The sequence below is a fragment of the Sphingobium sp. WCS2017Hpa-17 genome (genome assembly GCF_031843765.1).
Lineage (GTDB): Bacteria > Pseudomonadota > Alphaproteobacteria > Sphingomonadales > Sphingomonadaceae > Sphingobium.
Genome location: NZ_JAVTIV010000017.1, coordinates 1 through 24,354, shown reverse-complemented (window position 1 = coordinate 24,354; position 24,354 = coordinate 1). Strand labels below are relative to the sequence as shown.

The following is a 24,354-nucleotide window of genomic DNA, read 5'->3' as shown; positions in this document are numbered from 1 at the left end:
TCAACATGTGAAGACAAAACTCTCACGTCTCAGAACCGCTGAAGATTGTCCTAGCTCCAATGCTGATCGAGCAGCGCTTTCAACGCGGCCTCCGCTTCAGCCCGCGTACCACCGGCATGCGGGAGCAAGGTAAGTTTGAGACCCTTACGATCCACCGCCTCCACTTTCAGCAATGGTTTCCCCCCTTCGGACACGATCGTTTCCGGCTTTCCTGACTTCTTGGGGGATCCTGACCTCTTGGGGGGATCGGCGGCCAGAGCGAGCGCGCGTATGATATCGGGGACCGGCATCGGTGCTGCGCGATCGGACTGCACCTGAGCGAGACGTCCCGCCTCGGCGAACACACGCTGCCGCCGATCCTCCGGTTTCAAGAGAGGCTTGATCGCGGTGACATGCTTGATCCTGAGATCCTGCGGAAGGGCGAAGGCCGCCATCAGTTCCGCCGGCAGCCGGGCAAGGTCGAGATAGCGGCTGAGCCAGCTTTCCGTGACATTGATCCGCTCGGCCATCACCTTCTGGCGCCCCTCATAATAGGCGTCGAGCGCGCGCAGATAGTCGCGCGCGCGCTCCAGATCGGTGAGATCGTCGCGCGCCCGATTCTCGAGGTCAGCGAGACGGAAGGCCTCCTCGTCGGTAAGGCTACGGATATCGACGAGAAAGCGGAAATCCGGATAGTTGTGGGCGCGCAGCCAACTGATCGTCCAATGCCGGCGCGCGCCGCAAATCACCTCGAAATCGAAGGCAGGATCGTCCTTCACGCGGCGAACGATGGCGGGCATTTCTTGCTTGCCCTGCGCCTTGATGCTCTCGATGAGGTCGGCGCACCGCTCCTCATTGAGGAGCGCATATTCGCGGTTATGCCCCGCCCACATTCGGCAGCGCGCGGGATCGACAAGCTCATGGGTGCGCGAGACGACGCTGCCCGTCGCCAATTCGGCAAGCCGGCTTTCCCGGCCCGCCAGCACGCTCGCACCGATGCCAGGGCGCCGCGCCGCTGGGGCTTGCGCCCCCGGGTCGATTCCGGCGACCAGATCAGCCGCGAAGTTGGCGTTCTTCTTGCTCATCATCCACCCCTTCTACCCGGAATTGCACCGGTGCAATTTTGCTCGCATCAGGCGAGTCCTTCCTTGCGAAGCCGCGTCAAATGGCTCGGCCACATCGACCGAATGTCGACCTCAATTTCACTGTTCACGCCATCAAGATAGGCAAGGCAGCGGTTGCGCACCGCCGAACTGGTGACCGGGCCGTCCAGCTCGTAGACGGTCATCAGCCGCGCCGTTGCATTGTCGATTTCGGCCGAATCCTTGAGCGGCGTACGGACGATCGCGTGACCGAAAAGGGTCCGCATCAGGTTCAGCAGTTCCTTCTGCATCGACTTATTCTCATCGACCTTGGACGCCACAAAGCGCAGGAACTGCAGCGACGGCGCCAAGCCGCGATCGGCCAGCGTCTCTATGGTCTCATCGAGCATGGCGAGGAAGGCCGCAGTCGACGAGAAGTCCATCACCGTCGGCGGAACCGGCACCACAAGCGCATTGGCTGCGCGCAGCACCGAAAGCGAGATCGCGCCAAGCGCCGGAGGCGGATCGAGAACTACCACATCGAACCGATCGGCAATGCTCGCGATGCCTTGCGCCATGCGGTCGATCAGGTTCCCCTGCCCCCGCGCCATGCGCGCTGCGATTTCATATTCCGACTGGAACAGCCGCAGATTGGCCGGAACAAGCTCGAGGCCGTCGAAGTGGGTCTTGCGCAGGGCATAGTCGAGCGACTCCATGTCGTCGTGCCGCAGGAATGGATAGAGCGTGTCCTCCTCGGTCAGGTCGAGGTCGGGCACATAGCCGAATAGCGTGGTTGCCGACGCTTGGCTGTCGCAATCGATGAGAGCCACCCGGTAGCCCTTGATCGCGAGATATTGGGCCAGGTGCACCGACAGAGTCGATTTCCCCACCCCGCCCTTGAAGTTCTGCACCGCGATAACGCAGCAGGGATCGGTTGCGGCCCGCCAGGGCCGGGTGCCGAACAGTCCGCGCATGTCGTTGAGCTGCGCCAGGGTATAGCCGACACGCCGATTATTCTCGGTTCGCGGAGGCGGCGGCAAGCGGCCGTCCTTCTCGGCCTCGCGAATGGCCGCCGCGGTTCGGCCGACCAGTTCCGCGGCCTTGCCAATCGGGAACGTCGGCTCGCGCCGCTCGTCCGCCCGGGCACTCCGCGCGGAGTCGCGGAGCCGCTCGAGGACAGAGCTGGTCCGTTGTGCGAGCGTCGAGACGGACAGCAGGTCCTGCGTGCCCTCAATGTCGAGTGATGCAGCCAAGAGAGGCCCCCTTGCGAAACTAGAGGGGGCATAGCTCAATTTGCACTTTTAGGTCAATCGAAGGCTGATTTTCGCAAGTCGGCCCAGCCCGAAGGGCGAAACTTGCCCAATCTGCGCCGCAGACCTTTTGCGCCCCCTCGCAACCTGACCCCTTGGGGGCAGTTCATCCCGAAATTGCACCGGTGCAATTTCGGCTCAGGGGCGCCCGCGTCGTGCCAGGAAACTCTCGCAGAAGCCGGTCCAGGATGCGATCAGCTTGGCGCCCTTGAGCTTCGCCAGCCTTTCGCCCATCTGCGCGCGATAGGCATCGGCAATGAGATCGATGTCCCAACCGCCGCCAGCCGAACGGCCGATGGCCGCGAGCGTGTCCGAGCCAAAGCGGATCGTGCCGTTCGGGAAGGTGACCTCCCCTGCCCCAGCCTTATCCTTTGACACCAAGGCCGCCACCGCCGCCTGTGTGACAGCCTCGACGGCAACGGTCTCCACCTCGTCCTCGCGCCGCGCCTTTCTGCCCGCAGAGTGCCGACCGATCTCATCCACGGTCGCGATTTGGGCCGGAGCATCCTTGGGCTCAAAGCGGAATTCGATTTCGGTGACAGTTCTGCCCTGGCGGATCTCCCGCCACTCCACGCGAAAATGGGCGAGCTGGTCGATTTCGGCCTTCGCCTTTTCGAGAACTTTGCGGCGCAGCTGCGCGAAATCCTTGTAGACGTCCGGCGCGATGCCGAGCAGCGCACGCAGCGCCGTCATGTCGCCCTTCCAGAGCGACTGGCGCCTATGCAGCCTCAGCGCCCCGATCTCGTACAGCTTGAGCGCATAGGTTGATCGGAAGCCGAGCACCGCCTGGCGGTTCAGGACCGCATAGGTCTCCGATTCCTGGATCAGCTTTCGGGCTTCGGGCGTGAACTCCCACTCGATCCACCCAGCGTCCGCGCCCTCTTCGTCTTCCGCTTCTTCGCGCGACGACGAGATAAGCGAAAAGCGCAGCGTCGCCTTCTTGCCGCGCCAGGACTTGTCGTCGACCGCGAAAAGCGTGCGGTGCAATTCCTCAAGCATATCCGAGATGCGCTCATTGCCCTTGTGGCCGCGGCGAATGTCCGCCTTTCGCATCTTGTGCGGGCGGTCCTCCCAGGCATCACCGCCCGCGGTCAAAATCATCAGCGCAAGCAAACGCGAAGCAGTCAGGCTAAGCGACTGGCCTTTGACGAACTTGACCTCGACGATGCTGCCGGGCTTGGCGAACTCGTCACCGCCCTTTGCCTGCAGGGCGGCAGCCACCCGCATCGCCCGTCCCGGAGAAGCGTCATCGCCGGTGGGGGAGGGCGTTACAGCGTGATCTAGGGCTTGCTCGTCATCCATGCCATGAAGTCTGCGCCGATTCGTCCAGCGTGGGAGAAAATCTGCCTGACCTGTCCTTACGCGTCAAGTCAGGGCAGGATAGACACCGGATTCGGCCCCCAAGAGGTCAGGATGGAACTTCGCTCCGAAGCAGCAAACCATGAGGAAGTGCGGCGAGTCGCGTTTCCAAGCGCCCGGACCCGCGCAAACGGCAGCGCGGACGCCGAAGAAAGTCCCTGACGAACGCTATGGCGAGCGAATCACTCCAGCAGGAAGCTGTCCCCCATACGGTCAGGAAGGCCCCAGCAGGTCAGGTTGCATCCCCCGATCGGTCAGGGAAGCGCCCCCGGAAGGGCAGGCAAAATCCCCCGTCCGGTCAGGATAAGCTTGCTCAAACCCGCAGAAATGCTGTGCTTTCGGCCTCCTGAATCTGAATCCTTTTGAATCGGAAAAGCTTCCGCTGCGAGCAGCGGCGTTTTGATTCTTTTTATTTTGAGAAAGAGATCGGCGTCGCGCCTGATGCAATCGTTCAATCCCCCCGCCTGGAGGGATACGCGAAGTTAGCCGCCTACGATAGGCTGCCGGCCAAATGACCTTGCGCATGGAGGGTGCATGATCAACTTCGCCAAGTTCGAGATCATCGGCCGGATCGGGGAAATCGACGCGCGGCCGAAAGTCACCCTGCTGTCGGTCTGCGCGAATTATCGCCGCAAGGGTGACGATAACGAATGGCAGGAAGACAGCCACTGGAACCGCGTGAGCGTCTTCAGCGAAGGCCAGCGAAAACATATCGCCGACCGGGCTCAAGTCGGGGATCTCGTGCGCATAGCCGGGCGGCTCAAGGACAGCTCCTATGAACGCGACGGCGCGACGCACTACACAACCGATCGCATCGTCGAGGAATTCGGGATCCTGGCACCCAAAGGCATGCCGGGGTGAAATACCGGGGAGGGGAGGGCGCAATCAGCAGCGGCGCTCCACCACTTCCAAGGATTAGTCGATGCCCATAGCTGCTCCCCATCGCGCCAAAGCCATTGTCGAAGCCCTGGGTGGGATCTGGCGCGGTACGCGCGGCGAATGCCGGTGCCCGGCACATGACGATCATGGTCCCAGCCTGTCGGTACGCCTGGGCGAGCGGGCGATCCTGTTCCACTGCTTTGCCGGCTGCGACACTCGCGATGTTCTGGCTGCTTTGCGCCGGCGCAAACTTCACGATGCGGAGCCGCTCAGCATGCCGCGCCAGAAGGCGGCCGCGGACCATCGCCCTCTTGCACTTCGCCTATGGAAGGCGAGCCAGCCCATCGCTGGCTCGCCAGCGGCCGACTATCTGGCGGCGCGCGGTCTGCCGCCTCCCTATCCGCGTTGCCTGCGCTACAATCCGCGCACCATCGTCGGGGCCGGTGAGCGCCGCCGGTTCTTTCCGGCGATGATCGCCGCGGTCGAGAATGATCTGGGGGTTGTCGCCGTCCAGCGGACCTGCCTCGATCTTGCCGACATCCTGCGCAAACCCTTGCCAAAACCGAAGATTGCACTTGGCCTTCTCGGCGACGCGGCCATTCGTCTGGCGCCGGCCGGCGAGGAGCTTGGCCTTGCCGAAGGCATCGAGGACGCCCTTTCAGCAATGGCCTGGTTCGGAACGCCGACCTGGGCGCTGGGCGGGGTCGAACGCCTTGGGCTTGTCGCCATCCCCGAACGGGTCAAGCGTATCATCGTATATGGCGATCGCGGTGCCGCCGCTGCGGCCATGCTCAAAAAAGCCCGCCCGCATCTCACCGCCAATGGACGCGAGCTGGTGCTTCGGCTGCCGGAACGGCACGCGGACTGGAATGATGCTTGGCGTGTCCGCCAGGCCGCCGAGGCGGCCTGAGAGGGGAGGGGGCCTTTAGACTGATGACCTGGCGCTGATGCCAGGTGTCAGACCTGGAGATGCCCCATGGCCACACAACCCCTAGCGCTCACGCTGCCGCTCGATGATCCCGCCCGTATCGCTGCTCAAGGCATAGCCGACCGGCTGTCCGAAGGACGTCCGGTTGCACGTAACGACCTCCTTGCCGAAATGGCCTCCGCCTTCGGTGGCTCGAGCGCCGATGGCCTGTGGTCATTGCGCGACGCCTACGATGTGCTCGAACTCGCGCAGGTCCTCCATCTGAAGAACGCGACGCTCCCGGCAGATGCGAATGCGCGGCTCGCCCAGCTGATCGCTATGACGGCGGCGCTTCCCACGCAAAGCGTGCGTAGCGAAACGCAGATCGCGTTCCAGCAATTCTCGACCCCGGCGCCGATCGGCTTCCTTGCCGCCAAGGCCGCCGCGATCACGGCGTGCGATATCGTGCTCGAGCCCTCGGCCGGGACCGGCCTCCTGGCCGTAGACGCCCATCTCGCCGGCGCGCGCCTCCTTCTCAATGAGATCGATGCCTGGCGCGCTCGTTTGCTGCGTCACGCCTTTCCCGAAGGTAGGCTGAGCACGCATGATGGCGAACTGATCGACGATATGCTCGATCCGCAACTGGTGCCGAGCGTCGTGCTTATCAATCCGCCCTTCTCGCGAAGCCAGGGGCGAGGGCGCGATCGCCATGCCGCGCTTCGCCATTTGCGCTCCGCGCTGTTGCGGCTTGCTCCAGGCGGGCGCTGCGCCGTTATTCTACCCGACCGCATCGAGACTGGGGACGCGGATTGGTTGCACGCCACCGCGGGCGCGCATACCCGTCTGCATCTCGACCTGCCGCCCAATGCCTACGCCAAGCACGGCACCGGCCAGGCAGTCCAGCTCATACTCCTCGAAAAGGGCGGGGCAGGGGGCTCGGTCCCGCGCCAGACCTGCACGACGCTCGGCGCTGCGCTTGCGGCCATCGATGCGATGGCGACCCCATGCGCGCCGCAGCCGCAGTCGATCTCCCGCGCCAGCGGATTGTTCCGGGGCCTCACGCGGCCGACCCGCCCCGTCTGCTCGCGTGCGGCTGTGACCCTGCCCACGACCCGCGCGGTCGCTTATCACCGTCTCGACGCGCCGGCGCCCGCGGGCGAACCGCAAGGGATTTACCTGCCCTATCGGCCAAGCCGTCTGCTGATTGCCGATGCCCGTGAGCACCCAAGCGCGCTGGTCGAATCGCAGGCAATGGGTTCGATTGCCGCACCTCCGGTCGCTTATGAACCCGTGCTGCCGGCCAGGATCCTGGACGACGGCCTGCTCTCGGACGCACAGCTCGAAACGCTGATCTACGCTGGCGCGGCGTTCGAGCGCGATCTTCCCGGCCGGTTCATATCCAGCGAGGAGGGTCTTTCGCTGTCGCCGGCAGAGGCCGGTAACGCCTATCGGACCGGCTTTTTCCTTGGCGATGGCACGGGCGCCGGCAAGGGGCGGCAGGTGGCGGGCGTCCTCCTCGACCAGTGGTTGCGCGGCAACCGCCGCCACCTCTGGATATCCAAGAGCGAGACGCTGATCGAAGACGCTCGCCGCGACTGGTCGGCGCTTGGCGGCTTGCCGCTCGACATCCAGCATCTCAACCAGTGGAAGCTCGGCACCCCGATCGCGCTGGGCGATGGGATCCTCTTCCTGACCTATGCCACCCTGCGCTCCAACCGCGGCGACAGGGGCACGCGGCTGCGCCAGCTGATCGAATGGATGGGTGAGGATTTCAGCGGCGTCATCGTTTTCGACGAGGCGCATGAAATGGCCGGGGTGGCCGGCGGCGAGGGCCGGTTCGGCGCCACGAAAGGGTCCGAGCAGGGCATCGCCGGCGTCCGCCTGCAAAATCTCGCTCCGCGCGCCCGGATTCTCTACGCCTCGGCGACGGGCGCCTCGGACGTCAACAACCTCGCTTATGCGACACGCCTCGGATTGTGGGGACCGCAGACGGCCTTCGCCGACCGGCGGGCCTTCGTGGAATCCCTACGCCGCGGCGGCATCGCAGCGATGGAGTTGATCGCCCGCGACCTCAAGGCGCAGGGCCTCTATGCCGCGCGGGCGCTCAGCTTCGCCGGCGTCGAATATGACATCCTCGAGCATCGGCTCAGCGAAGAACAGATCGCCGTCTACAATGCCTATGCCGATGCCTGGGCGATCATTCACAACAATCTGCAGGCCGCGCTCGCCGCCACGCGCGTCACCGACGGCTTCAGCGGTGCCACCTATAATAGCGGCGCGAAGGCCGCGGCATTGTCGATCTTCGAATCGACCAAGCAACGCTTCTTCGGCCAGATCCTGCTGTCGATGAAGCTGCCGTCGCTGATCCCGGCGATCGCCGCCGATCTCGCGCGCGGCGACTGCGCCGTCGTCCAGCTCGTGTCGACGTCGGAAGCCATGCTCGACCGTGCCCTTGCCGACCTGTCCCCCGAGGAGCGCGCCTGGCTCGACATCGAGCTGTCCCCGCGCGAATTCCTGGTCGACTATCTGACGGCAGCCTTTCCGGTGCGCCAGATGCGCACCTATACCGACGATAGCGGCACGGTGCGCTCGGAACCGATGATCGACGAAGCTGGGCAGCCGGTGCTGTGCCGGGAAGCGATCGCCATGCGCGATCAGCTCCTCGAGCAACTCTGTGCGCTGCCGGTCGTCGGCTCGGCGCTCGATCACATCATAGGGCATTTCGGGACGGAGGCCGTGGCCGAGGTGACGGGTCGCAGCCGGCGGATCATCGTCGATGCCGACGGCCGTCAGCGGATCGAACGGCGCAGCGCGCGCACGAACCTCGCGGAGACCGACATCTTCATGCGCGGCGAAAAGCGCATCCTGATCTTCTCCGACGCCGGCGGCACGGGGCGGAGCTACCACGCCAGCCTCGACGCGCCCAATCAGAGCCGCCGCATCCACTATCTGCTCGAGCCCGGTTGGCGCGCGGACGCGGCGATCCAGGGGCTGGGCCGCACGCACCGCACCCACCAAGCCTGCCCGCCCTTGTTTCGGCCCGTTTCCACCGATTGCCGCGGCGAACGGCGGTTCATCTCGACCATCGCCCGGCGCCTCGACAGCCTGGGCGCGCTGACCCGCGGCCAACGCCAGACCGGCGGGCAGGGACTTTTCGACCCCCGCGACAATCTGGAGTCCGACTTCGCGCGGGAATCGCTCGACCAGTGGTTTCGCCTGCTGTTCCAGGCAAAACTCCAATCGGTCCACTTCGATCAGTTCCAGGCGCTCACCGGTTTGAACCTGGCCGGGGAGGGCGGGGGGCTCACCGAGACCTTGCCCACGATCCAGCGGTGGTTGAACCGCATCCTGGCGCTGCGCATCGACCTGCAGAACGCGATCTTCGACGAATATCTCGGCTTGATCGAAGCACGGGTGGAAAAGGCACGCGAGGCCGGCACCCTCGATCTTGGTGTCGAAACGATCGCGGCCGACCGTATTTCGATCCTCGACCGGACGGTGATCCGGCGCGATCCCGTAAGCGGCGCCGAAACCGAAATTCTGCGTATAGAAACCGAGGAGCGATATCGGCCGCTGACCCTGGAGCGAGCGCATTGGCTTCTGGCCGACCCGGAAGCGCGCCGGTTGTTCAACCCGCGTTCCGGCAAGGCCGCCATTTGCCGGCCGACCTTCTCGCTAACGGACGAAGAGGGACGGACCGTGCGCCGCTATGAGCTGGTGCGTCCAACGCGCACCGAACGGCACCGGCAGGACCTCTTCGCCGAAACCCATTGGACCGACGTGGACCGCGCGAGCTTCGACGAAGCCTGGCAGGCCGAATGCGACGCAATGGCGGCGCAGACGCGCACGCAGATCATCTATCTGGTCACCGGCCTGCTGCTTCCGGTGTGGGGCAAGCTGCCCGACGATCATGTCCAGGTCTGGCGGCTGATGAGCGATGACGGCCAGTCGCTTCTCGGGCGTCTTATTCCGGCGCCGCTGGTGGAGCGGATTGCCAGCGCGTTCGGCATCGCGGCCCATGTCGAGATCGACCTCGGCGCGCGGGTCCAGCACGTCCGCACCTCGGGCGAGATCATGCCAATCGGAGCGCTGCGACTGAAGCGCGCCTTGGTTGCCGGCGATCAACGCCTCGAATTGCTGGACTGGAAGCCCGAGGCGCTGCCGCATCTCAAGGCGGCGGGCTGCTTCACCGAGATCATCCAGCACCGCACTCGGCTGTTCGTTCCCCCGAGCCGCGCCCTCGAGATCCTCGCCAGGATCACGGACTGACCCGCGACCGCGCCAAGCGACCGAAGAGAGGGGAGGGGGCCTTCGGCCGGGTGGGCCTGAGTGGCTCAAGCCGGCCGACGAGGTCGGCGCAACCCTCGAAGGAGACAACCGATGATCCAGTCCGTGAAGGTCAAGAACCTCTCGCTCTCGAAGGACAATGTCCGCAAATCCAATCGCGATGCCGACCTCGACAGCCTCGCCGATAATATCGCCGCGCATGGCCTGTTGCAGAATCTCGTGGTCACGCCGCTCAAAAAGGCAGGACATTTCACCGTCAAGGCGGGTGGCCGCCGCTTGCGGGCGCTCCAGCGCCTGATCGATTCAGGCCGGCTTGCCGGGGACCATGAGGTTCAGGTGCTGGTGCTCGAGGATGATGCCGGATCGGCCGAAGCGAGCCTTGCCGAGAATTTCCACCGCGTCGCGATGAACCCGGCGGATGAGTGCTCGGCCTTCAAGCACTTCCTCGACAAGGGCGCGAGCGCCGAGGATGTGGCGAAACGTTTCGGCGTCACGACCCGCTTCGTTGAGCAGCGGGTACGGCTTGCCGAACTGGCTCCTCTCGTCTTCGCGGCGCTGGCGGCGGGCGAGATCACGCTGGGGGTCGCCCAGGCTTATGCCGTCACGCCCGACGTCGATCGCCAGGCGCGCGTGTTCGAGAGCATGAGCCGGTCCTATTATGGCGACAATCCCGACAATATCCGCCGTGCGCTCCTCAACGGAACGGTCAAGGCGACCGACGCCAAGGCACGGTTCGTCGGCCGCGAGGCCTATGTCGGCGCGGGCGGCCGGATCGAGCGCGACCTGTTCGGTGAAGATGTGGACGAGAGCTGGATCGACGTGGAGCTCATCGAGCAGCTGGCCGCCCAGAAGCTTGAAGCGGCCGCGGAAGCGCTCGCTGCCGAACAGAAGCTGGCGTTCGTGACGCCGGTTCTCGCGACGCATGTGCCCTATGATACGGAGTGCCAGCTCCACGAATATCATCCGCCGCTGCGCGAATTGAGCGGGGACGAGCAGGAGCGCGTCGATAGTCTCTCGGATGAGGGCGACGCGCTCATCCGCGAACTTGAGACCGAACTCGAGGACGGCACGCCCGAGGCCGAGGCGGCTTCGGCGCGTCTCGCCGACATCGAGCGGGAACTCGATACGATCGAGGCGTCGCGCACGATGGTCGATGATGCGATCAAGGACCAGCTGGGCACCTTCATCTATCTGGCGCCCGATGGCAGTCCGCGGGTGCACAGCCGCATGTTCAGCGAGCGCGCCATCCGGCAGGCGGGCGAGGATGCAGAACCCGAAGCACCGTCCGGCAAGGTCGCGGCCTCCCGGCTCAGCGCGACGCTGGTTGACGAACTCGCGACCCAGCGCCGGCAGATCCTGGCAGCCCATGTCGCCTCGGATGCCGGGTTCGCGCTCGATCTCACGATATTCCTGATGGCGCACCGGACGGTGTTCGCCAGCAGCTATGTCCGGGACCACGCGACGTTGCAGGCCGCCGCCGCGAGCTTCCCGATCGTCAGCTTCCGCGATGAAGGTAGCGCGGCGAGCAATGTCCTGACCGAACAGCGCCAGGCGCTCGATGTGAGCTGGGCAGGCGGGAACACGCTGTCGTCCCGCTTCGATGCCTTCCGGCAACTGGATGAACAGGCGCGCGCCGATTGGCTCGCCCATGTCATGGCGCAGACGCTGGAGCCGACACTCAACGTCGACGATGGCGGGCGCCGCAACGGCTTCCACGATCATCTCGGACGGCTGCTCGACATTGATGTCGCGCAATGGTGGCGGCCCGATGCCCAGAACTTTTTCGGGCGGGTGAAGAAGGACGTCATGCTCGAAGCGCTCGACGAGATCGGCGGGCCGGTGCTGCGCGGCCGATACAAGGACGCCAAGAAGGGTGACCTTGCCAATGCCTGCGCTGCGCTCTGTTCGGGGCAGGGCATCGTCGAGGCCGAAGTCCGGGAAAAGGCGCTCTCCTGGCTGCCCGACGAGATGCGGTTCGGCGCGATCGAAAAGCCCGAAAGCTTCCGGAGCTATTCCGCTTTCCTCAGCGATGAAGACGACAGCGACGGCGGGGCAGGGGAGATCGCCCCCGATGGCGATGCTGGCGACTTCGAACAGGCCGCCTGAGGCGAACGCCTAACGGCGGGCGGCGCTTTCGTGTCGCCCGCCGCCCTTCATCGGCGGCGCTGAGACAGCCGCTCTTTCGCGGAGTATCCACCATGACCCAATCATCGGGCCGGCCCTCGCCGGCCGAGACCATCACGCGCGCCATCATCGACCGGCTCGAGGCCGGTGTGCGTCCCTGGGTACGGCCCTGGCGATCATGCGCCGCGCAAGGGCGCCCGCTGCGCGCCAATGGCGAGCCCTATCGCGGCATGAACACCTTTTGGCTATGGCTGGCCGCCGAGCAGTGCGGCTATCGGTCCCGCTACTGGATGACCTATCGGCAAGCACAAAGCCTCGGCGGGCAGGTCCGTGCCGGTGAGCAGTCGCAATTTGCGATCTTCTACAAAGCCTATTCGAAGAAGGTCGATTCCTACGAACGTCCGGGTGAGCTCGTCGATGAGCAGCGCCGGGTCATGCGGTCCTATGCGGTCTTCAATGCCGATCAGATCGATACACTGCCGGGCGATTTCTATCCCGAAGCCCTCTCCCTCGTCCCGCCGGGCGACCGGCTCGGTCCGCGGGCGGAGCGCTTCGTCGATCGGCTGCCCGCGCGGCTGCGATGCGGCGGCGATCGTGCTTATTATGATCTGCGCGCGGACGTCATCACCATGCCGCCGGTCGAGCAATTCGACACGCGCGCCGCCTGGGCAGCCACCATTGCGCATGAGGCCGGCCACTGGACAGGCCATCCAGCCCGGCTTGCCCGATCGTTCGGGAAGCGCTTCGGCGATCAGGCATATGCGTTCGAGGAGTTGGTCGCCGAACTGACAGCAGCGCTGGTTGGCGCCGATGTGGGTCTCCCAACCACCCATCTCGACGACCACGCGGCTTATATCGGATCCTGGCTCGCCATTTTGCGCAAGGATAATCGCGCATTGCTGACGGCGGCTGCGCGAGCCGAGGAAGCCGCCGGGTTTCTGCTGCGGGCAACCGATCTCGCTTGCGAGGATGATCTGGACGAGCAGGCGGCTGCTTGATCTCGCCATGTCGCCGATTGCACTATATCCATATATCCGCTATCGTGGATATATGGATAACGAATCTGTCATCGTCGCGTTGGGCGCGCTTGCCCAAGCCACGCGCCTCGACGCCTTCCGCCTTCTGGTGCGTCACGAACCCGAAGGCCTTCCCGCCGGCGAGGTCGCCAAGGCGCTGGATGTCCCGCAGAACACGATGTCGGTGCATTTGGCGACCCTGGCGCGTGCCGGCCTGGTCACATCCGAGCGGCGCAGCCGGATCATCAACTACCGCGCCGATCTCGATGCGCTACGCTCCGTGATGCTGTTCCTCGTCAAGGACTGCTGTGGTGGCCGGGCCGAGCTCTGCCATCCACTTGCGGATGAACTGCTTGCCTGTCGTGCTGCCTGAAAGGACATCAACATGACGGATCGCCTGTTGAACGTACTGTTTCTTTGCACGGGCAATTCCGCCCGTTCCATCATGGCCGAGGCGATCCTCAGCCGTGAAGGGCTAGGCCGTTTCAAATCGTTCAGCGCCGGCAGCCAGCCCAAGGGCGAGGTCCATCCGTTCACCATTCATCTCTTGGAGAAGCTGAACTACGACGCAAGCCGGTTCCGCTCGAAGAGCTGGGAAGAGTTTTCCGGCCCCGATGCGCCGTCCTTGGATTTCGTGTTCACCGTTTGCGACAATGCCGCCAATGAGCTTTGCCCGGTTTGGCCGGGGCAGCCGCTGACCGCCAATTGGGGGGTGCCCGATCCGGCCGCTATCGAGGACAGCGAAACGGTGCAGCACGCGGCCTTCTTCGATACTTACAGGATGCTGTTCAATCGCATCTCGCTGTTCACCAACCTGCCGTTCGAAGGCCTCGACAAGATGAGTCTACAGAACCGGCTGAACCGGATCGGCAAGGAACAGGGCCGCGCCGACCTCCCAAGCGAAAAGGCACCCAGCGCATGAGCAATGCCGCAATCGATATCGTCATCTATCACAATCCCGAGTGTGGGACGTCGCGCAACACGCTGGCGATGATCCGCAACGCCGGGATCGAGCCGCATGTGATCGAATATCTCAAGACGCCGCCCAACCGCCCGCGCCTGGTTTCGCTCATCGCCCGCATGGGCATCAGCGCACGCCAGTTGCTCCGCGAGAAGGGCACGCCCTTCGCCGAGCTGGGTCTTGCCGATCCGACGCTCAGCGATGACCAGCTCATTGATGCGATGATCGAACATCCGATCCTCATCAACCGGCCAATCGTTGTGTCGCCGCTCGGCGTGAAACTCTGCCGTCCATCGGAAGAGGTGCTCGATCTTCTCCCGTCCGCCCAGCGCGGGGCTTTCACCAAGGAAGATGGCGAGCAGGTCATCGACGCCGCCGGCAAGAGGATCGGGGCGTGAACGCGACCGTTGCGGCACGACCCAAGCCGGCGATCAACAGCTTCGAACGCTATTTGAGCGTCTGGGTGGCGCTCTGCATCGCTGTCGGCATCGCGCTCGGCTATTCGCTGCCGAATCTGTTCGCAGCCATCGCATCGGCTGAGATCGCGCGCGTGAACCTGGTCGTGGCTGTGCTGATCTGGCTGATGATCGTCCCCATGCTGCTCAAGATCGACCTCGGCGCGTTGGGGTCGGTTCGCCAACACTGGAAGGGCGTCGGCGTCACCCTCTTCATCAACTGGGCGGTGAAGCCCTTTTCAATGGCGCTGCTCGGCACGCTGTTCCTGGGATGGCTCTTCCGGCCGCTGCTGCCGCAGGGCGAGATCAACGCCTATATCGCCGGGCTCATCCTGCTCGCCGCCGCCCCCTGCACGGCGATGGTGTTCGTCTGGTCGAACCTGTGCGACGGCGAGCCGACCTATACGCTGAGCCAGGTGGCGCTCAACGACGTGATCATGGTCTTCGCCTTCGCACCGCTGGTCGGACTGCTGCTCGGGGTCGCCTCGATCACAGTGCCCTGGGACACGCTGCTCATCTCGGTCCTGCTCTATATCGTCGTGCCCGTCATCGTCGCGCAGATCATTCGTCGGGCGTTGCTATCGTCAGGCGGGCAGCCGGCGCTCGATCGGCTGCTGGCAACGCTTGGGCCGGTGTCGCTGGTTGCGCTGCTGACGACGCTCGTCCTCCTGTTCGGCTTCCAGGGCCCGGCGATCCTGGCTCATCCGCTGGTCATCGCACTGATTGCCATTCCCATCCTCATCCAGGTCTACTTCAATGCGGGCCTGGCCTATTGGCTCAGCCGGCGCTTCGGCGTGGCCTGGTGCGTCGCCGCTCCGGCCGCGCTGATCGGCGCGTCCAATTTCTTCGAGCTCGCGGTTGCAGCCGCGATCAGCCTGTTCGGCCTCAATTCCGGGGCCGCGCTCGCGACCGTGGTGGGCGTGCTGGTCGAGGTGCCGGTAATGCTGTCTGTCGTCAGCATCGTCAAGAAGACGCGGCCCTGGTACGAGCAACGCGTTCCTGCATGATCGCTACACTGCTGGATTCCAGGTCGCTTTCCGACCTGATGGCGGAGCTGAGCGCGGCGGGTCTGCCTGCCAGTGATCTCGCCGAGGCGGGACGCCGCTTCTTTCGGTTCGAGGATGATGTTGGCCTTGTCGGCTATGGCGGGATCGAAGGCGACGGCTCCGACCGCCTGCTGCGCTCGCTGGTCGTGAAGGCCGATCGGCGCGGATGCGGATTGGGCGGTGCCATTCTCACGGCAGTCGAACGCGCTGCAGCTGATGAGGGCGCGACTAGCCTGTACCTGCTCACCACGACCGCCGAGCCTTTCTTTCGCCGTCACGGCTATGAAACAGCCGAACGGACCGACGTTCCTGCCGTCATCGCGCAATCGGCCGAGTTCCGATCGCTATGCCCGGCGAGCGCCGCCCTTTTGTACAAATGGATTGCCTGATGTCGCGTCTTCGTATCCTTCCCGAACCCGATCACATGCCCGCGCTGGACCGCGCAATGATCCGGCCCGATCTCGCCGCCGGGCTCGGCGCGCTTGAGCCGAAACCTCGCATCCTCCTCCTCTACGGCTCGCTACGCGAGCGGTCGTTCAGTCGCTTCGCGGTCGAGGAAGCGGCCCGGCTGCTCATCCTCTTCGGCGCCGAAGTGCGGATCTTCGATCCGGCCGATCTCCCGCTCCCCGACCAGATCAAGGACGATGATCACCCGGCGGTGCATGAGCTTCGCGAGCATGCGCTTTGGTCCGAGGGCATGGTCTGGTGCAGTCCCGAACGGCACGGCCAGATCACCGGCATCATGAAAGCGCAGATCGACCATTTGCCGCTCGAATTCGGCGGCATGCGTCCGACCCAGGGCCGGACCCTGGCCGTCATGCAGGTTTCGGGCGGATCGCAGTCGTTCAACGCGGTCAACACGTTGCGGCTGCTCGGGCGGTGGATGCGCATGTTCACCATCCCCAACCAGTCGAGCATTGCTATGGCGTTCAAGGAGTTCGACGAGGACGGCCGTCTCAGTGCCTCAAGCTATTATGACCGGATCGTCGACGTCATGGAGGAGCTGGTGCGCTTCACGGTGCTGACACGTCGCCATGCCGATCAACTCGTGGACCGCTATTCGGAACGCAAGGCGGCAGCCGCCAAGCGCGACGCGGCCCAAGATCTGGCCTCACGGTCGAAGGCCTGACGGCCGGGCTCTTCCGATGCGACGCGCTTTCATGCCGTCCTGTGCGTATCGGGAGATCGGGTTGCGGGTGCCCTTCTTAAGGTCCTCTGCGTCATGAATGCCTGACGCGACAGGGCCTTCGCGCCTTTCGCCAGAGGATGCGGCACATGGGCCATCGCGCTGGCGGCGGCAACCCGAACGCTCCGGCCGTGTTGGCGCGCCGAGGCGCGCCTGCCCGCACCACCCGGACCTTATCGGGTTCCCCTTGGGCGTTGCCCGGCGGTGCCGCCGCCGCTTTTTCGATGGCCCGGAGGGTGCGCATCCGGCGGGAAGGCCGCCGGCCCTGCGACACGGAAAGGCAATCCCTCATGACCAGCTCCCTTTCAGCAGTGCTCCAAGCACTCGAACTCGGCCATCTCGACCTGATGGGCGACCAACGCTCGATGGAAGCGCCGCCGCCGGCCGAAGCGCTCGAACAGACCGTCAGCGCCATCTGGAGCGATCTCTTCGCGCTCTTCCCCTTCACCGCGCTCGAACGCGACATCGAGGATCTGGGCTGGGGCTTCGTCAATCTCTTCCACCGCGCGGCCGCCAAGAAGCATCAGCTGATCGACCGCCTGACCGACGAGATCCGGCTCCTGCTCGCCGAGCAGGACGGATCGGAGATCGCGACCGCTGATCTCGAGGACAAGATCGATCTCGCCCGCAAGGTCGAGCAGTCCGCCCAGGCCTATGAGGGGATGCGCGACACCGCGGCGCGCCACTATCTGCATGAGACCGGCCGCTCCTGGGTGCCCGCGACCGGCAACCGCATCTCGCTCGGCACGACCGCTGCGATCGTCGATGGCCGGGCCTATTTGCAGGCGCGGCGCGAGCGGGTGCGCGATGCCAATATGGTCCATGGCACGCCCGTGGTCTTCGCCGGCGGGCGCCTTCGCTTCGCCAGCGACGACGAGGCCAAGCAGTTTGCCGACAATCTGCTGCGGACCCTCAAGGCCGTGCGCGAACGTGTGGGCGACATGTATCTCGTCCATGGCGGCGACATGAAGGGCATCGAGCGTCTTGCAGCATCCTGGGCCGAGCAGAACGGCATCCAGCAGCTGCGGTTCGGCCTTGATCGCAAGCTTGGCGATCGTGCCGGCTTCCGGCGCAACGAGCAGATGCTCTCGGTCAAGCCGCGCTACGTCATTGCCTTCCAGGGCAACGGCGTCACCGAAAGGCTGGTGGTCGAGGCCAAGGCGCGCGGCATCCATGTCGTCGATCGCCGCGGACCGCTCGGAACGCCGCCGGCGGCTTTATCTCGCGGCTGACCGCCGTGCCGGCCGCTTCGGCGGCCGGCTTTTCTCAATCTCGCGGATTCCGGTGCCGGAGGGGAGGGGGCGGGGCGGATGCGTCCCTTGTTCCCTTCGGAGGTTCCGCATCATGTTCATGCCCGATCGCGCCAGTGCGCGCGTGCTCCTTGCATTCCGCGCTGTGCATGGCCGCCACTGGAAGGCGAAGCTGCTGTCGTTATGGTCGACGGGCCGCGATGTGGACGAAGCCGATGGCGCTCACTTACGACATCTGCGCAACCAGGCCGGTCCTTCCTGGCTCGGCCAGCTGACGCCGCGCCGCTGGCGCGCGATCGAAAGATTGGCGGCGCCCGGCGACCCGGTGCTTGCAGCGGTGTTTCTCGATCGTGCGCGCGAATTTCATCGCGGCGCGCAGATTGGCGCGCCTATTGCGCCCGCGCCGGCACTGCACTTGCTCGCGATCTCCTGCGAACTGGGTTTGAAGGCGCATCTTTTGGGTCATGGCTGGACGGACGATGCGCTGGCCCGCGATCTCCGTCATGACCTTGTCCGCGCCCTCGACGAGGCGCGGCAGCTAGGCCTGCCGGCGCCCGGTCGTCCCCTGGCCGATTTCATCAAGAACCTCGGCCCGGCCTATGCCGTGCATCGGATCGACGCGCTGGTGGCAGGTGGCTATGCCTGCGACATCGGTGCCGTGCTTTGCGAGACCACGCAGCTCCTCGATGCCGTGGCGGCCTGCCTGAGCCCAGCCATGCCAGGCGCCGCCACCTTGCCCACCTCCTCTTCCCCCTCCGCGTGATCGTGCAACGGACGTCGTGTCGAGCCCGCGAGTGGCCATGCGAAGGATCTACAATCCCGTCCTGCGGCTCAAGGGACGGGCAGATAAGGCACGCGCGTAAGGTCCGCGAGATGCCGGACCGGCGAGCTCGGCAAGGCCGGCAATATCGGCGGCTTCGATGGGTGGGCTCCGGTCATGGCCCAAGCGACGCACCGTCCTTCTCCTCATCTGACCCCTAAGCCGGCCGTCCGACCCATCCAACCCGCGAGCCATCGGGCCGAGTTGCCGTGTGCCACGGCTGCCCGCACCACCCCTTGTCCCGGGGTTCCCCGGCGCTGCGCGGCCGGTGGATGGGCCGTCCTGTCCGCCTTGGCCGGGGATCAGTCGAAGGGACGGTCCCTTGGACCCACATCGAAGGAACCCAAGCCATGCAGAACCTCGTCATCCTCGCCGGCAATGTCGGTGGCACGCCGGAAACCCGCACCACCCAGGGCGGCACCCGCATCACCCATTTCAGCCTCGCCACCTCGCGCCCGAAGCGCGACAGCAACGGCAAGATCCTGCGCGACGACAACAATCGCCGCCTCGAGGACACTGAATGGCACCGGATCACCTGCTTCAACGGCGTCGGCAAGACGGTCGAGCAATATGTCGACAAGGGCATGAAGGTCATGGTCCGGGGCCGTATCCACTACACCCGCTGGACCGACAGCGAGAATATCGAACGCTACGGCGTCGAGATCATCGCCGACGAGGTGACCTTCCTCACCCGCGCCAAGTCGAACGAGAATAGCGGCGGCGGCAACGAGCCCGAGGACGATGAAATCCCGTTCTGAGGTCGGACAGGGCGGCCCGGCGGCATCGCCGCCGGGCCTCTTATCCTGTTCAGGCGCGGCATGGTCCCAAGCGGATCAGCGAGATCGGCATCGCCCCTTGGCATAGCGTTCCCAGCGCAGCACGGTGCCGGTAGCGATCATCGCGCAGCTGAGATCGCCGATGCCGGGCGCGTTGCACCAGGCGCCGGTCCGGTTGCCCTTGGCTTCGCCGATCGAGACGCAGCGCATGGTGGAGCTAGCCACGCGAATATGCCCGGTGGATGTTCGGCCGCGCGGTCCGCCAAGCAGGCGTACCAGCGCATCGCGGGCGGCCGGGCCACTTGCTCTCGGACAGGGCTGGCCGGGGCGGCAGCTGTTGTCGATCTCGCGCGCGGCAATGCCGGCGAGCCGCACATGGGCGCCCTCGCGGCACCAGATCGGGCCATCGCCATCCCAGACGCGCGTCGGTGTGCAGGCGAAGGTCTGACCATTGGGGACCACGGCGGCGGCAAGCAGGAGCGGGAACAGCATCCGGCGGGGCTAACCGACAAGCGGCGGCCTGTCATCCGGACCCCGTTGGATGGAGCGGCAGGCAGGGCAAGGGGTGGGGCGCGACATCGGCGGGGACCTGGCCTCCTGGCCGGCGGGTTCGCCCGCTCTCAATCGGCGCGATCCTTGGTCCACCCGGTGACCTTTTGCGATCAACCCGCAAGGGGTCCGGTCGCTTCGCTACGGCTTTTTGGGCCTACAGCCGAAAAAGTGATCGCGGCCACCGGCCGGACACATCGGGCGCCTGTCGAGCGGGACGAACCCGCCGGCGCGCAAAGGAGCCTCGACATGTTCACCGACATCGCAATCGCACGCCGCCATGCCTTCAGCCTCTCGCGCAGCCTCATGGTGGTCACCTTCGTCATCGCGATCGGGCAGCATTATGGTGTCATCACCGCCGAAGACGCCGACGGCAGCGTCGCCATCGTCACCGAATTCGATCCCTTTGCCTGACGGCTCGTCCGGGAGCCGCTCGGCTCCCGGTTATTCCCCTCGCTTCGCTCGCGGCTTGCGCCGACGACGAGAACCGATTGTTCAGATGCCGCGACTATGCTGTGATAATGACGATTGAGGCTGAGATAGCGAATGCCCGCGATGATGCCCTGTGGGCGCGTATCACCCAGGAGGTGAACGCCTGGCGCGGTGCCTGTCTGCAATGCTTCGCCTCGGTGGAGGTGGCCGTTACCGAGACTTTGCTGCATCTGAGCGCTCAGCCGGGACGAGGACAGTCGGTGAAGCTGCGGCATTTGGTCGGGCAACGGCTCGATGACCTTGCTGCACTCGTCAATGAGGGCGGCCCCTTTTCCGTGGAGGGAAAGGGTGTCGCGAGCCTGCTGGCGGAATTTCGGCACCAGGAAGGGCTGCGCACGATGCTCGCCCATGGCCAGGCGAAGCTGACAGTCGAACGGACCAGTCGATGGGCCGCCATCTTTCGTGTGATCGCGATCCGGGCACGGCAGGCTGATCGTTCGACGCTCGTGATCGAAGAGAACGAGGCGGCGGAGAGGCTTCAGCAGCTCCGTAAGGTATCGCAGAAATTGTGTTCTGCACTTGGCAATCTGCGACGGGCGGTTGCCGTCTGAAAGTCGGATTTCTCTGCATCTATGCCCTGAGAATGGCGGCTCCGGCGCGGCCGGACCGGGCTCTAGGCTTCGCCCTGAGCCTTGTGCCAAGTCTCAGCCCATTCGGGTAACGATCCCTGCCGTGGCTGCTCGCACTCTTCAACCCTGCGCGCAAACGATGGCCCGGCCGGTCGCGCCGCGCGCTGGAGGGCAGTTGGCCAGGCCTGCGCGCAGGTGCTCATCGTGCAGCAATATGTGCCAGGGACGGTCATGGCCGCGCGCCGCGAGATAATAGGCCGCGCCGTCGCAGCCGACCATGCGGCATCGGGCCTGCCGGTCGATGAGGCTGGCGCCTGCTCCATGGAGCCCGATCAGGGCATCGACATCCTCGCGCATCAACCCGCCGCAGCGGCGGCATTGCGATCGGACGAGGATCTGGCGCAGCCGCATCGCCTGGAGTGACGCGGTCCAGGCCGGGGCAAGGCGGAAGAGAGTGGCGCTGCTCGTCATAATGAGCGGAGGATAGCGCCGGGCTCTCCGCGGAGCCAGAGGATCGGGACACCGCGATCATCTCTTCGCGATCCCGCCCGCCAAGACCTTCCTCCTGTCGGCTCGCCTGGCCGGCGCGCGCGCCCGTGCAAGCCCGCTCCGCGCGCTTCTCCACTGCCGTTGCGACCCTGCGGGTGCTCGGCCGCGCTCTGCCGCCGGCCCTTGGCACGCCTGTCGGAAGGCCCCGGCGGGCGGGGCTGGACAGATCAGGAGCGTTCTCATGTCCCAATCCTCCCCGAATGCGATGAGCCAGGCCGAGCGGATCGCCCGCGTCGCCGAACTCAATGACGCGCTTCGCCGGTCCATCCATAGCCCGGGCCGCAACCAGATCGTGATGACCGCCGGCGTTGCGGCGCTGATCGGCGAGGTCGCCCTGTTCCGCGGCTTTCGCCGACGCGCGGAGATCATCCGGATCGTGCGCGACTATGACAGCTTCACGCCCGACAACGATCCGATCGGCGAGCATGATTTCGGCCGCTTCGAGTTCGAGGATGCGATCCTCTACTGGAAGATCGACTATTATGACCTCGAGCTCGCCTATGGCTCGGCGGATGCCGCGAACCCCGAGGTCACGACGCGCGTGCTCACCATCCTGCTGGCCGACGAATATTGATCCGGCGCAGCCATCCCCCCGACCGGGGGGATGGCCCGCCCAAGTCTGCTTGAGCAGACTATGCGGGCAACGGACGCCGCGTCCGCAAATGTGGGAGGGGAGGGCGCGGGTCCGAGATGCCGCGCGATTGCGCGTGGCCGGCGCCAGTGGCGCCGTTCGCTTTGCCCTTCACCGGCTCCAAGGAGACCTATCATGGCCGCATATTTCGCCGCGCATCCCGATCACGCGTTTCTCTTCGCGTTCGGCTGCTTCGCCCTCACCGTCTATCTGTTCCGCTATGTCGGTCCCGGCATTGGCGGTGGCGGCGACTGGTCCTCGCGCGATCATTATGAGCGCAACCTGCGCGATGGTCCGGACGACTATTGCTGAGGTGCCGCGGTCATGAAGACGATCGTGGTCAGCCTGCTCAAGGGCGGGGTCGGCAAGACCTTCCTCGCCACCCATCTCGCCTGGTATCTCGCCGAACCGCCTGAGCGCCGCGTCGCCTTCGTCGATCTCGATCCCCAGGGCAGCTCGACGCGGCGCCTGGGCGGCGAGCGGCAGGGCGGGTTTTCCGCCGACCTGTTCGATCCTGCCGCTGCGCTCAGCGCCGACGGGCAGGCCGGGCTGACCGTGCTCGGCGCCGATCCCCGCCTGCAGATGGTCAAGGCGGCGCAGGATGTGCGCGACTTCATCGGGCGCTTCCCGGCGCTCCGCCCGCATTTCGACTATTGCGTCATCGACACCGGTCCCAAGTGGGACGAGCTCACGTTGAGCGCGATGGCGGTCGCCGATGCCGTGATCGCCCCGGTGCAGGTTGCCGAGGATTCGGTCGAATGCGCCAAGATGCTGCTGACCGCGTTGCGCAAGGCCGAGGCCGCGCGCGCCGGCCGCAAGATCGCTTTCCTCGGGCTCCTCCCCTCGATGGTCAATCCGTTCGACCGGCGCGAGATGGAGAATGCGGTGAAGCTCGCGCATGCGGTCGGCGAGAAGCTCATGTTCCCGGCCTTCATCAAGGCGCGGCCGACCTACAAGCATGCCGCGGAAAATCATCGTCCGGTATGGCAGGAGAACGGCAGCGGCGCCAAGGCGGCGGCCGAGGAGATCCGCGCGGTGCTCGCCGAGATCGAGCGGCGCATGACAAGCCAGGAGGTCGTGGCCGCCTGATGGGCAAGTTCGACGAGCGCATCGAGGAGTTCGGACTTCTTGTCGGCGACCATGAACGGGCGCGCCGGGTCGAGGATATCGAACTTGCGCGCATCCTGCCCGACCCCGGCAATCCCCGGCGCAGCTTCGACGATGACGCGCTCGCCGAGCTGGCCGCCTCGATCGCGTCGCGCGGCGTGCTGCAGCCGATCACGGTCACGCCGCCCGACGCGAAGGGCATGCACCGGATAAGTCTGGGCGAGCGCCGCTTCCGCGCATCGCAGCTGGCGGGCCTTGCCACGATCCCCGCGATCGTCGTGCCGGTCGGCGAGGGGGTGCAACTGCTGGCCGACCAGATCGTCGAGAACGACCAGCGCGCCAATCTGTCGTCGGTCGAGCTCGCCCATGCGATCGCCCGGATGCTGAAGGGCGGGATGAACCAGGTCGAGATCGCGGCGGCACTCGGCCGATCCAAGCAGTTCGTCTCGCTCTATGCCGCCTATGGCGACATGCCGGCCTATCTCAAGGCGGCCCTGCCGTTTGCGCCTATTCGCCTTCTCTATGATCTGCACCGGACGGCGAGGGACTACCCTGCCGAGGTCGAGGCATATGTCGCCAGCTGGGGCGACGCCGGCGCAACGCTCGCCGCAGGATCGCGCTTCATCGCCGAACTCAAGCAGACGCACCCGGCGCCGGTCCCTCCGCGGGCGCCTGTGGCACAGCCATTGGCCCCCACCGACCGCGATCCGGTTCGATCGGGCCTCACGGACAAACCCTCCGCGCCGATCCGATCTCCTAGACTACCGGTCTTGGTCGACGGCTTCCCTGCGTGGCTCCCGCTGGCGCCTTTGGTCACGGTGATTTTCGAGGATGGCCGCGAGCGTGAAGTCGCTGCCTCGTCGATCGGTCCGACCGGCGAGAGAAGCGAGGCCTTGCCAACAACTGACCCGCCTCCTCCGCGTTCGTAGTTTATCTTGCACGATGGTTTGGGCCGTACCCTTCGGGGTGCGGCCCTTTTCGTGTCGATGGGCGGGGGCGGCGCCGGAGGCGCCGCCCCAT

Annotated in this window: 26 protein-coding genes; 20 read left to right on the top strand and 6 right to left on the bottom strand. The window is 65.5% G+C overall.

The genetic code is table 11. The features are described 5' to 3' along the window. Positions 1 to 50 precede the first annotated feature (50 nt). The 4 genes from RQH62_RS18770 to RQH62_RS18755 form a co-directional block, all read right to left on the bottom strand. The gene (locus tag RQH62_RS18770; RefSeq protein ID WP_013849890.1) at positions 51 to 1,064 is read right to left on the bottom strand and encodes a ParB/RepB/Spo0J family partition protein; all 1,014 of its coding nucleotides are present in this window, start codon (positions 1,062 to 1,064) and stop codon (positions 51 to 53) included. Between the two features lie 47 nt (positions 1,065 to 1,111). Further along, on the bottom strand, positions 1,112 to 2,314 hold the full coding sequence (locus RQH62_RS18765; protein WP_066970044.1) for an AAA family ATPase: 1,203 nt from the start codon (positions 2,312 to 2,314) through the stop codon (positions 1,112 to 1,114). A 195-nt stretch (positions 2,315 to 2,509) separates the two neighbouring features. After that, positions 2,510 to 3,598, bottom strand: coding sequence for a replication initiation protein (locus RQH62_RS18760; RefSeq protein ID WP_007688083.1), 1,089 nt, complete (start codon positions 3,596 to 3,598; stop codon positions 2,510 to 2,512). A 386-nt stretch (positions 3,599 to 3,984) separates the two neighbouring features. Next, positions 3,985 to 4,185 (bottom strand): hypothetical protein, encoded by a 201-nt coding sequence (locus RQH62_RS18755; RefSeq protein WP_013041755.1) that lies wholly within the window; start codon positions 4,183 to 4,185, stop codon positions 3,985 to 3,987. 79 nt (positions 4,186 to 4,264) lie between these two features. On the opposite strand from RQH62_RS18755, the gene RQH62_RS18750 reads away from it, so the two are divergent. The 14 genes from RQH62_RS18750 (at position 4,265) to RQH62_RS18685 (ending at position 19,419) form a co-directional block, all read left to right on the top strand. After that, complete coding sequence (locus RQH62_RS18750) at positions 4,265 to 4,591, top strand: single-stranded DNA-binding protein (protein ID WP_030092610.1); 327 nt, start codon at positions 4,265 to 4,267, stop codon at positions 4,589 to 4,591. Between the two features lie 61 nt (positions 4,592 to 4,652). Continuing rightward, a complete protein-coding gene (locus RQH62_RS18745) occupies positions 4,653 to 5,519 on the top strand; it encodes a toprim domain-containing protein (protein ID WP_030092609.1) in 867 nt (288 codons plus the stop codon). Between the two features lie 66 nt (positions 5,520 to 5,585). Then, on the top strand, positions 5,586 to 9,785 hold the full coding sequence (locus RQH62_RS18740; RefSeq protein ID WP_311270228.1) for a strawberry notch-like NTP hydrolase domain-containing protein: 4,200 nt from the start codon (positions 5,586 to 5,588) through the stop codon (positions 9,783 to 9,785). 111 nt (positions 9,786 to 9,896) lie between these two features. After that, positions 9,897 to 11,909: a ParB/RepB/Spo0J family partition protein gene (locus RQH62_RS18735; protein ID WP_007688079.1), complete on the top strand. Its 2,013-nt coding sequence runs from the start codon at positions 9,897 to 9,899 to the stop codon at positions 11,907 to 11,909. Positions 11,910 to 12,001: 92 nt separating this feature from the next. Then, positions 12,002 to 12,925, top strand: coding sequence for an ArdC family protein (locus RQH62_RS18730; RefSeq protein ID WP_007688077.1), 924 nt, complete (start codon positions 12,002 to 12,004; stop codon positions 12,923 to 12,925). A gap of 52 nt (positions 12,926 to 12,977) precedes the next feature. Continuing rightward, positions 12,978 to 13,316, top strand: coding sequence for a helix-turn-helix transcriptional regulator (locus RQH62_RS18725; RefSeq protein WP_013849891.1), 339 nt, complete (start codon positions 12,978 to 12,980; stop codon positions 13,314 to 13,316). Between the two features lie 12 nt (positions 13,317 to 13,328). Then, on the top strand, positions 13,329 to 13,865 hold the full coding sequence (locus tag RQH62_RS18720) for an arsenate reductase ArsC (RefSeq protein ID WP_007688074.1): 537 nt from the start codon (positions 13,329 to 13,331) through the stop codon (positions 13,863 to 13,865). Continuing rightward, positions 13,862 to 14,302 carry an arsenate reductase (glutaredoxin) gene (gene arsC / locus RQH62_RS18715; RefSeq protein ID WP_007688073.1) on the top strand — a complete coding sequence of 147 codons (441 nt, stop codon included), beginning with the start codon at positions 13,862 to 13,864 and terminating at the stop codon, positions 14,300 to 14,302. The genes RQH62_RS18720 and arsC overlap by 4 nt, the downstream gene beginning before the upstream one ends. Further along, positions 14,299 to 15,366 (top strand): ACR3 family arsenite efflux transporter, encoded by a 1,068-nt coding sequence (gene arsB, locus RQH62_RS18710; RefSeq protein WP_007688072.1) that lies wholly within the window; start codon positions 14,299 to 14,301, stop codon positions 15,364 to 15,366. Before arsC ends, arsB begins: the two co-directional genes overlap by 4 nt. After that, positions 15,363 to 15,794, top strand: a complete 432-nt coding sequence (arsN2, locus tag RQH62_RS18705) for an arsenic resistance N-acetyltransferase ArsN2 (RefSeq protein ID WP_007688071.1) — start codon at positions 15,363 to 15,365, stop codon at positions 15,792 to 15,794. Before arsB ends, arsN2 begins: the two co-directional genes overlap by 4 nt. After that, positions 15,794 to 16,534, top strand: a complete 741-nt coding sequence (gene arsH / locus RQH62_RS18700; RefSeq protein ID WP_007688070.1) for an arsenical resistance protein ArsH — start codon at positions 15,794 to 15,796, stop codon at positions 16,532 to 16,534. The genes arsN2 and arsH overlap by 1 nt, the downstream gene beginning before the upstream one ends. A 347-nt stretch (positions 16,535 to 16,881) precedes the next feature. Next, on the top strand, positions 16,882 to 17,823 hold the full coding sequence (locus tag RQH62_RS18695) for a DUF2493 domain-containing protein (RefSeq protein WP_007688069.1): 942 nt from the start codon (positions 16,882 to 16,884) through the stop codon (positions 17,821 to 17,823). Positions 17,824 to 17,935: 112 nt separating this feature from the next. Continuing rightward, positions 17,936 to 18,604 (top strand): hypothetical protein, encoded by a 669-nt coding sequence (locus RQH62_RS18690; RefSeq protein WP_311270227.1) that lies wholly within the window; start codon positions 17,936 to 17,938, stop codon positions 18,602 to 18,604. Between the two features lie 407 nt (positions 18,605 to 19,011). After that, positions 19,012 to 19,419, top strand: coding sequence for a single-stranded DNA-binding protein (locus RQH62_RS18685; RefSeq protein ID WP_007688067.1), 408 nt, complete (start codon positions 19,012 to 19,014; stop codon positions 19,417 to 19,419). Positions 19,420 to 19,494: 75 nt separating this feature from the next. Here the strand turns inward: RQH62_RS18685 and RQH62_RS18680 are convergent, their stop codons facing one another. Next, positions 19,495 to 19,929, bottom strand: a complete 435-nt coding sequence (locus RQH62_RS18680) for a hypothetical protein (RefSeq protein WP_311270226.1) — start codon at positions 19,927 to 19,929, stop codon at positions 19,495 to 19,497. 306 nt (positions 19,930 to 20,235) lie between these two features. Between RQH62_RS18680 and RQH62_RS18675 the strand changes: the two genes are divergently transcribed. Continuing rightward, the gene (locus RQH62_RS18675) at positions 20,236 to 20,400 is read left to right on the top strand and encodes a hypothetical protein (protein WP_013849896.1); all 165 of its coding nucleotides are present in this window, start codon (positions 20,236 to 20,238) and stop codon (positions 20,398 to 20,400) included. A 107-nt stretch (positions 20,401 to 20,507) separates the two neighbouring features. After that, the gene (locus RQH62_RS18670; RefSeq protein ID WP_013849897.1) at positions 20,508 to 21,029 is read left to right on the top strand and encodes a hypothetical protein; all 522 of its coding nucleotides are present in this window, start codon (positions 20,508 to 20,510) and stop codon (positions 21,027 to 21,029) included. A gap of 138 nt (positions 21,030 to 21,167) precedes the next feature. On the opposite strand, the gene RQH62_RS18665 is transcribed toward RQH62_RS18670, so the two are convergent. Next, entirely contained in the window at positions 21,168 to 21,518 is a 351-nt protein-coding gene (locus RQH62_RS18665; protein ID WP_030091328.1) for a hypothetical protein, read from the bottom strand. Between the two features lie 259 nt (positions 21,519 to 21,777). Between RQH62_RS18665 and RQH62_RS18660 the strand changes: the two genes are divergently transcribed. From RQH62_RS18660 to RQH62_RS18645, 4 genes are all read left to right on the top strand, one after another. After that, the gene (locus RQH62_RS18660; RefSeq protein ID WP_013849899.1) at positions 21,778 to 22,170 is read left to right on the top strand and encodes a DUF3768 domain-containing protein; all 393 of its coding nucleotides are present in this window, start codon (positions 21,778 to 21,780) and stop codon (positions 22,168 to 22,170) included. 192 nt (positions 22,171 to 22,362) lie between these two features. Continuing rightward, positions 22,363 to 22,539 (top strand): hypothetical protein, encoded by a 177-nt coding sequence (locus tag RQH62_RS18655; protein ID WP_013039042.1) that lies wholly within the window; start codon positions 22,363 to 22,365, stop codon positions 22,537 to 22,539. A 12-nt stretch (positions 22,540 to 22,551) separates the two neighbouring features. Then, a complete protein-coding gene (locus RQH62_RS18650) occupies positions 22,552 to 23,316 on the top strand; it encodes a ParA family protein (RefSeq protein ID WP_013849900.1) in 765 nt (254 codons plus the stop codon). Then, on the top strand, positions 23,316 to 24,263 hold the full coding sequence (locus RQH62_RS18645) for a ParB/RepB/Spo0J family partition protein (RefSeq protein WP_013849901.1): 948 nt from the start codon (positions 23,316 to 23,318) through the stop codon (positions 24,261 to 24,263). Before RQH62_RS18650 ends, RQH62_RS18645 begins: the two co-directional genes overlap by 1 nt. The last annotated feature ends 91 nt before the right edge of the window (positions 24,264 to 24,354 follow it).

Coding starts and splice junctions, on each gene's coding strand:
- RQH62_RS18750 (WP_030092610.1), top strand. CDS start 4,265: ATGATCAACTTCGCCAAGTTCGAGATCATCGGCCGGATCGGGGAAATC.
- arsN2 (WP_007688071.1), top strand. CDS start 15,363: ATGATCGCTACACTGCTGGATTCCAGGTCGCTTTCCGACCTGATGGCG.
- RQH62_RS18760 (WP_007688083.1), bottom strand. CDS start 3,598: ATGCGGGTGGCTGCCGCCCTGCAGGCAAAGGGCGGTGACGAGTTCGCC.
- arsH (WP_007688070.1), top strand. CDS start 15,794: ATGTCGCGTCTTCGTATCCTTCCCGAACCCGATCACATGCCCGCGCTG.
- RQH62_RS18740 (WP_311270228.1), top strand. CDS start 5,586: ATGGCCACACAACCCCTAGCGCTCACGCTGCCGCTCGATGATCCCGCC.
- RQH62_RS18730 (WP_007688077.1), top strand. CDS start 12,002: ATGACCCAATCATCGGGCCGGCCCTCGCCGGCCGAGACCATCACGCGC.
- RQH62_RS18725 (WP_013849891.1), top strand. CDS start 12,978: ATGGATAACGAATCTGTCATCGTCGCGTTGGGCGCGCTTGCCCAAGCC.
- RQH62_RS18660 (WP_013849899.1), top strand. CDS start 21,778: ATGTCCCAATCCTCCCCGAATGCGATGAGCCAGGCCGAGCGGATCGCC.
- RQH62_RS18735 (WP_007688079.1), top strand. CDS start 9,897: ATGATCCAGTCCGTGAAGGTCAAGAACCTCTCGCTCTCGAAGGACAAT.
- RQH62_RS18680 (WP_311270226.1), bottom strand. CDS start 19,929: ATGCTGTTCCCGCTCCTGCTTGCCGCCGCCGTGGTCCCCAATGGTCAG.
- RQH62_RS18745 (WP_030092609.1), top strand. CDS start 4,653: ATGCCCATAGCTGCTCCCCATCGCGCCAAAGCCATTGTCGAAGCCCTG.
- RQH62_RS18770 (WP_013849890.1), bottom strand. CDS start 1,064: ATGAGCAAGAAGAACGCCAACTTCGCGGCTGATCTGGTCGCCGGAATC.
- RQH62_RS18695 (WP_007688069.1), top strand. CDS start 16,882: ATGACCAGCTCCCTTTCAGCAGTGCTCCAAGCACTCGAACTCGGCCAT.
- RQH62_RS18675 (WP_013849896.1), top strand. CDS start 20,236: ATGTTCACCGACATCGCAATCGCACGCCGCCATGCCTTCAGCCTCTCG.
- RQH62_RS18690 (WP_311270227.1), top strand. CDS start 17,936: ATGTTCATGCCCGATCGCGCCAGTGCGCGCGTGCTCCTTGCATTCCGC.
- RQH62_RS18655 (WP_013039042.1), top strand. CDS start 22,363: ATGGCCGCATATTTCGCCGCGCATCCCGATCACGCGTTTCTCTTCGCG.
- RQH62_RS18720 (WP_007688074.1), top strand. CDS start 13,329: ATGACGGATCGCCTGTTGAACGTACTGTTTCTTTGCACGGGCAATTCC.
- RQH62_RS18670 (WP_013849897.1), top strand. CDS start 20,508: ATGACGATTGAGGCTGAGATAGCGAATGCCCGCGATGATGCCCTGTGG.
- arsC (WP_007688073.1), top strand. CDS start 13,862: ATGAGCAATGCCGCAATCGATATCGTCATCTATCACAATCCCGAGTGT.
- RQH62_RS18645 (WP_013849901.1), top strand. CDS start 23,316: ATGGGCAAGTTCGACGAGCGCATCGAGGAGTTCGGACTTCTTGTCGGC.
- RQH62_RS18650 (WP_013849900.1), top strand. CDS start 22,552: ATGAAGACGATCGTGGTCAGCCTGCTCAAGGGCGGGGTCGGCAAGACC.
- RQH62_RS18665 (WP_030091328.1), bottom strand. CDS start 21,518: ATGACGAGCAGCGCCACTCTCTTCCGCCTTGCCCCGGCCTGGACCGCG.
- RQH62_RS18685 (WP_007688067.1), top strand. CDS start 19,012: ATGCAGAACCTCGTCATCCTCGCCGGCAATGTCGGTGGCACGCCGGAA.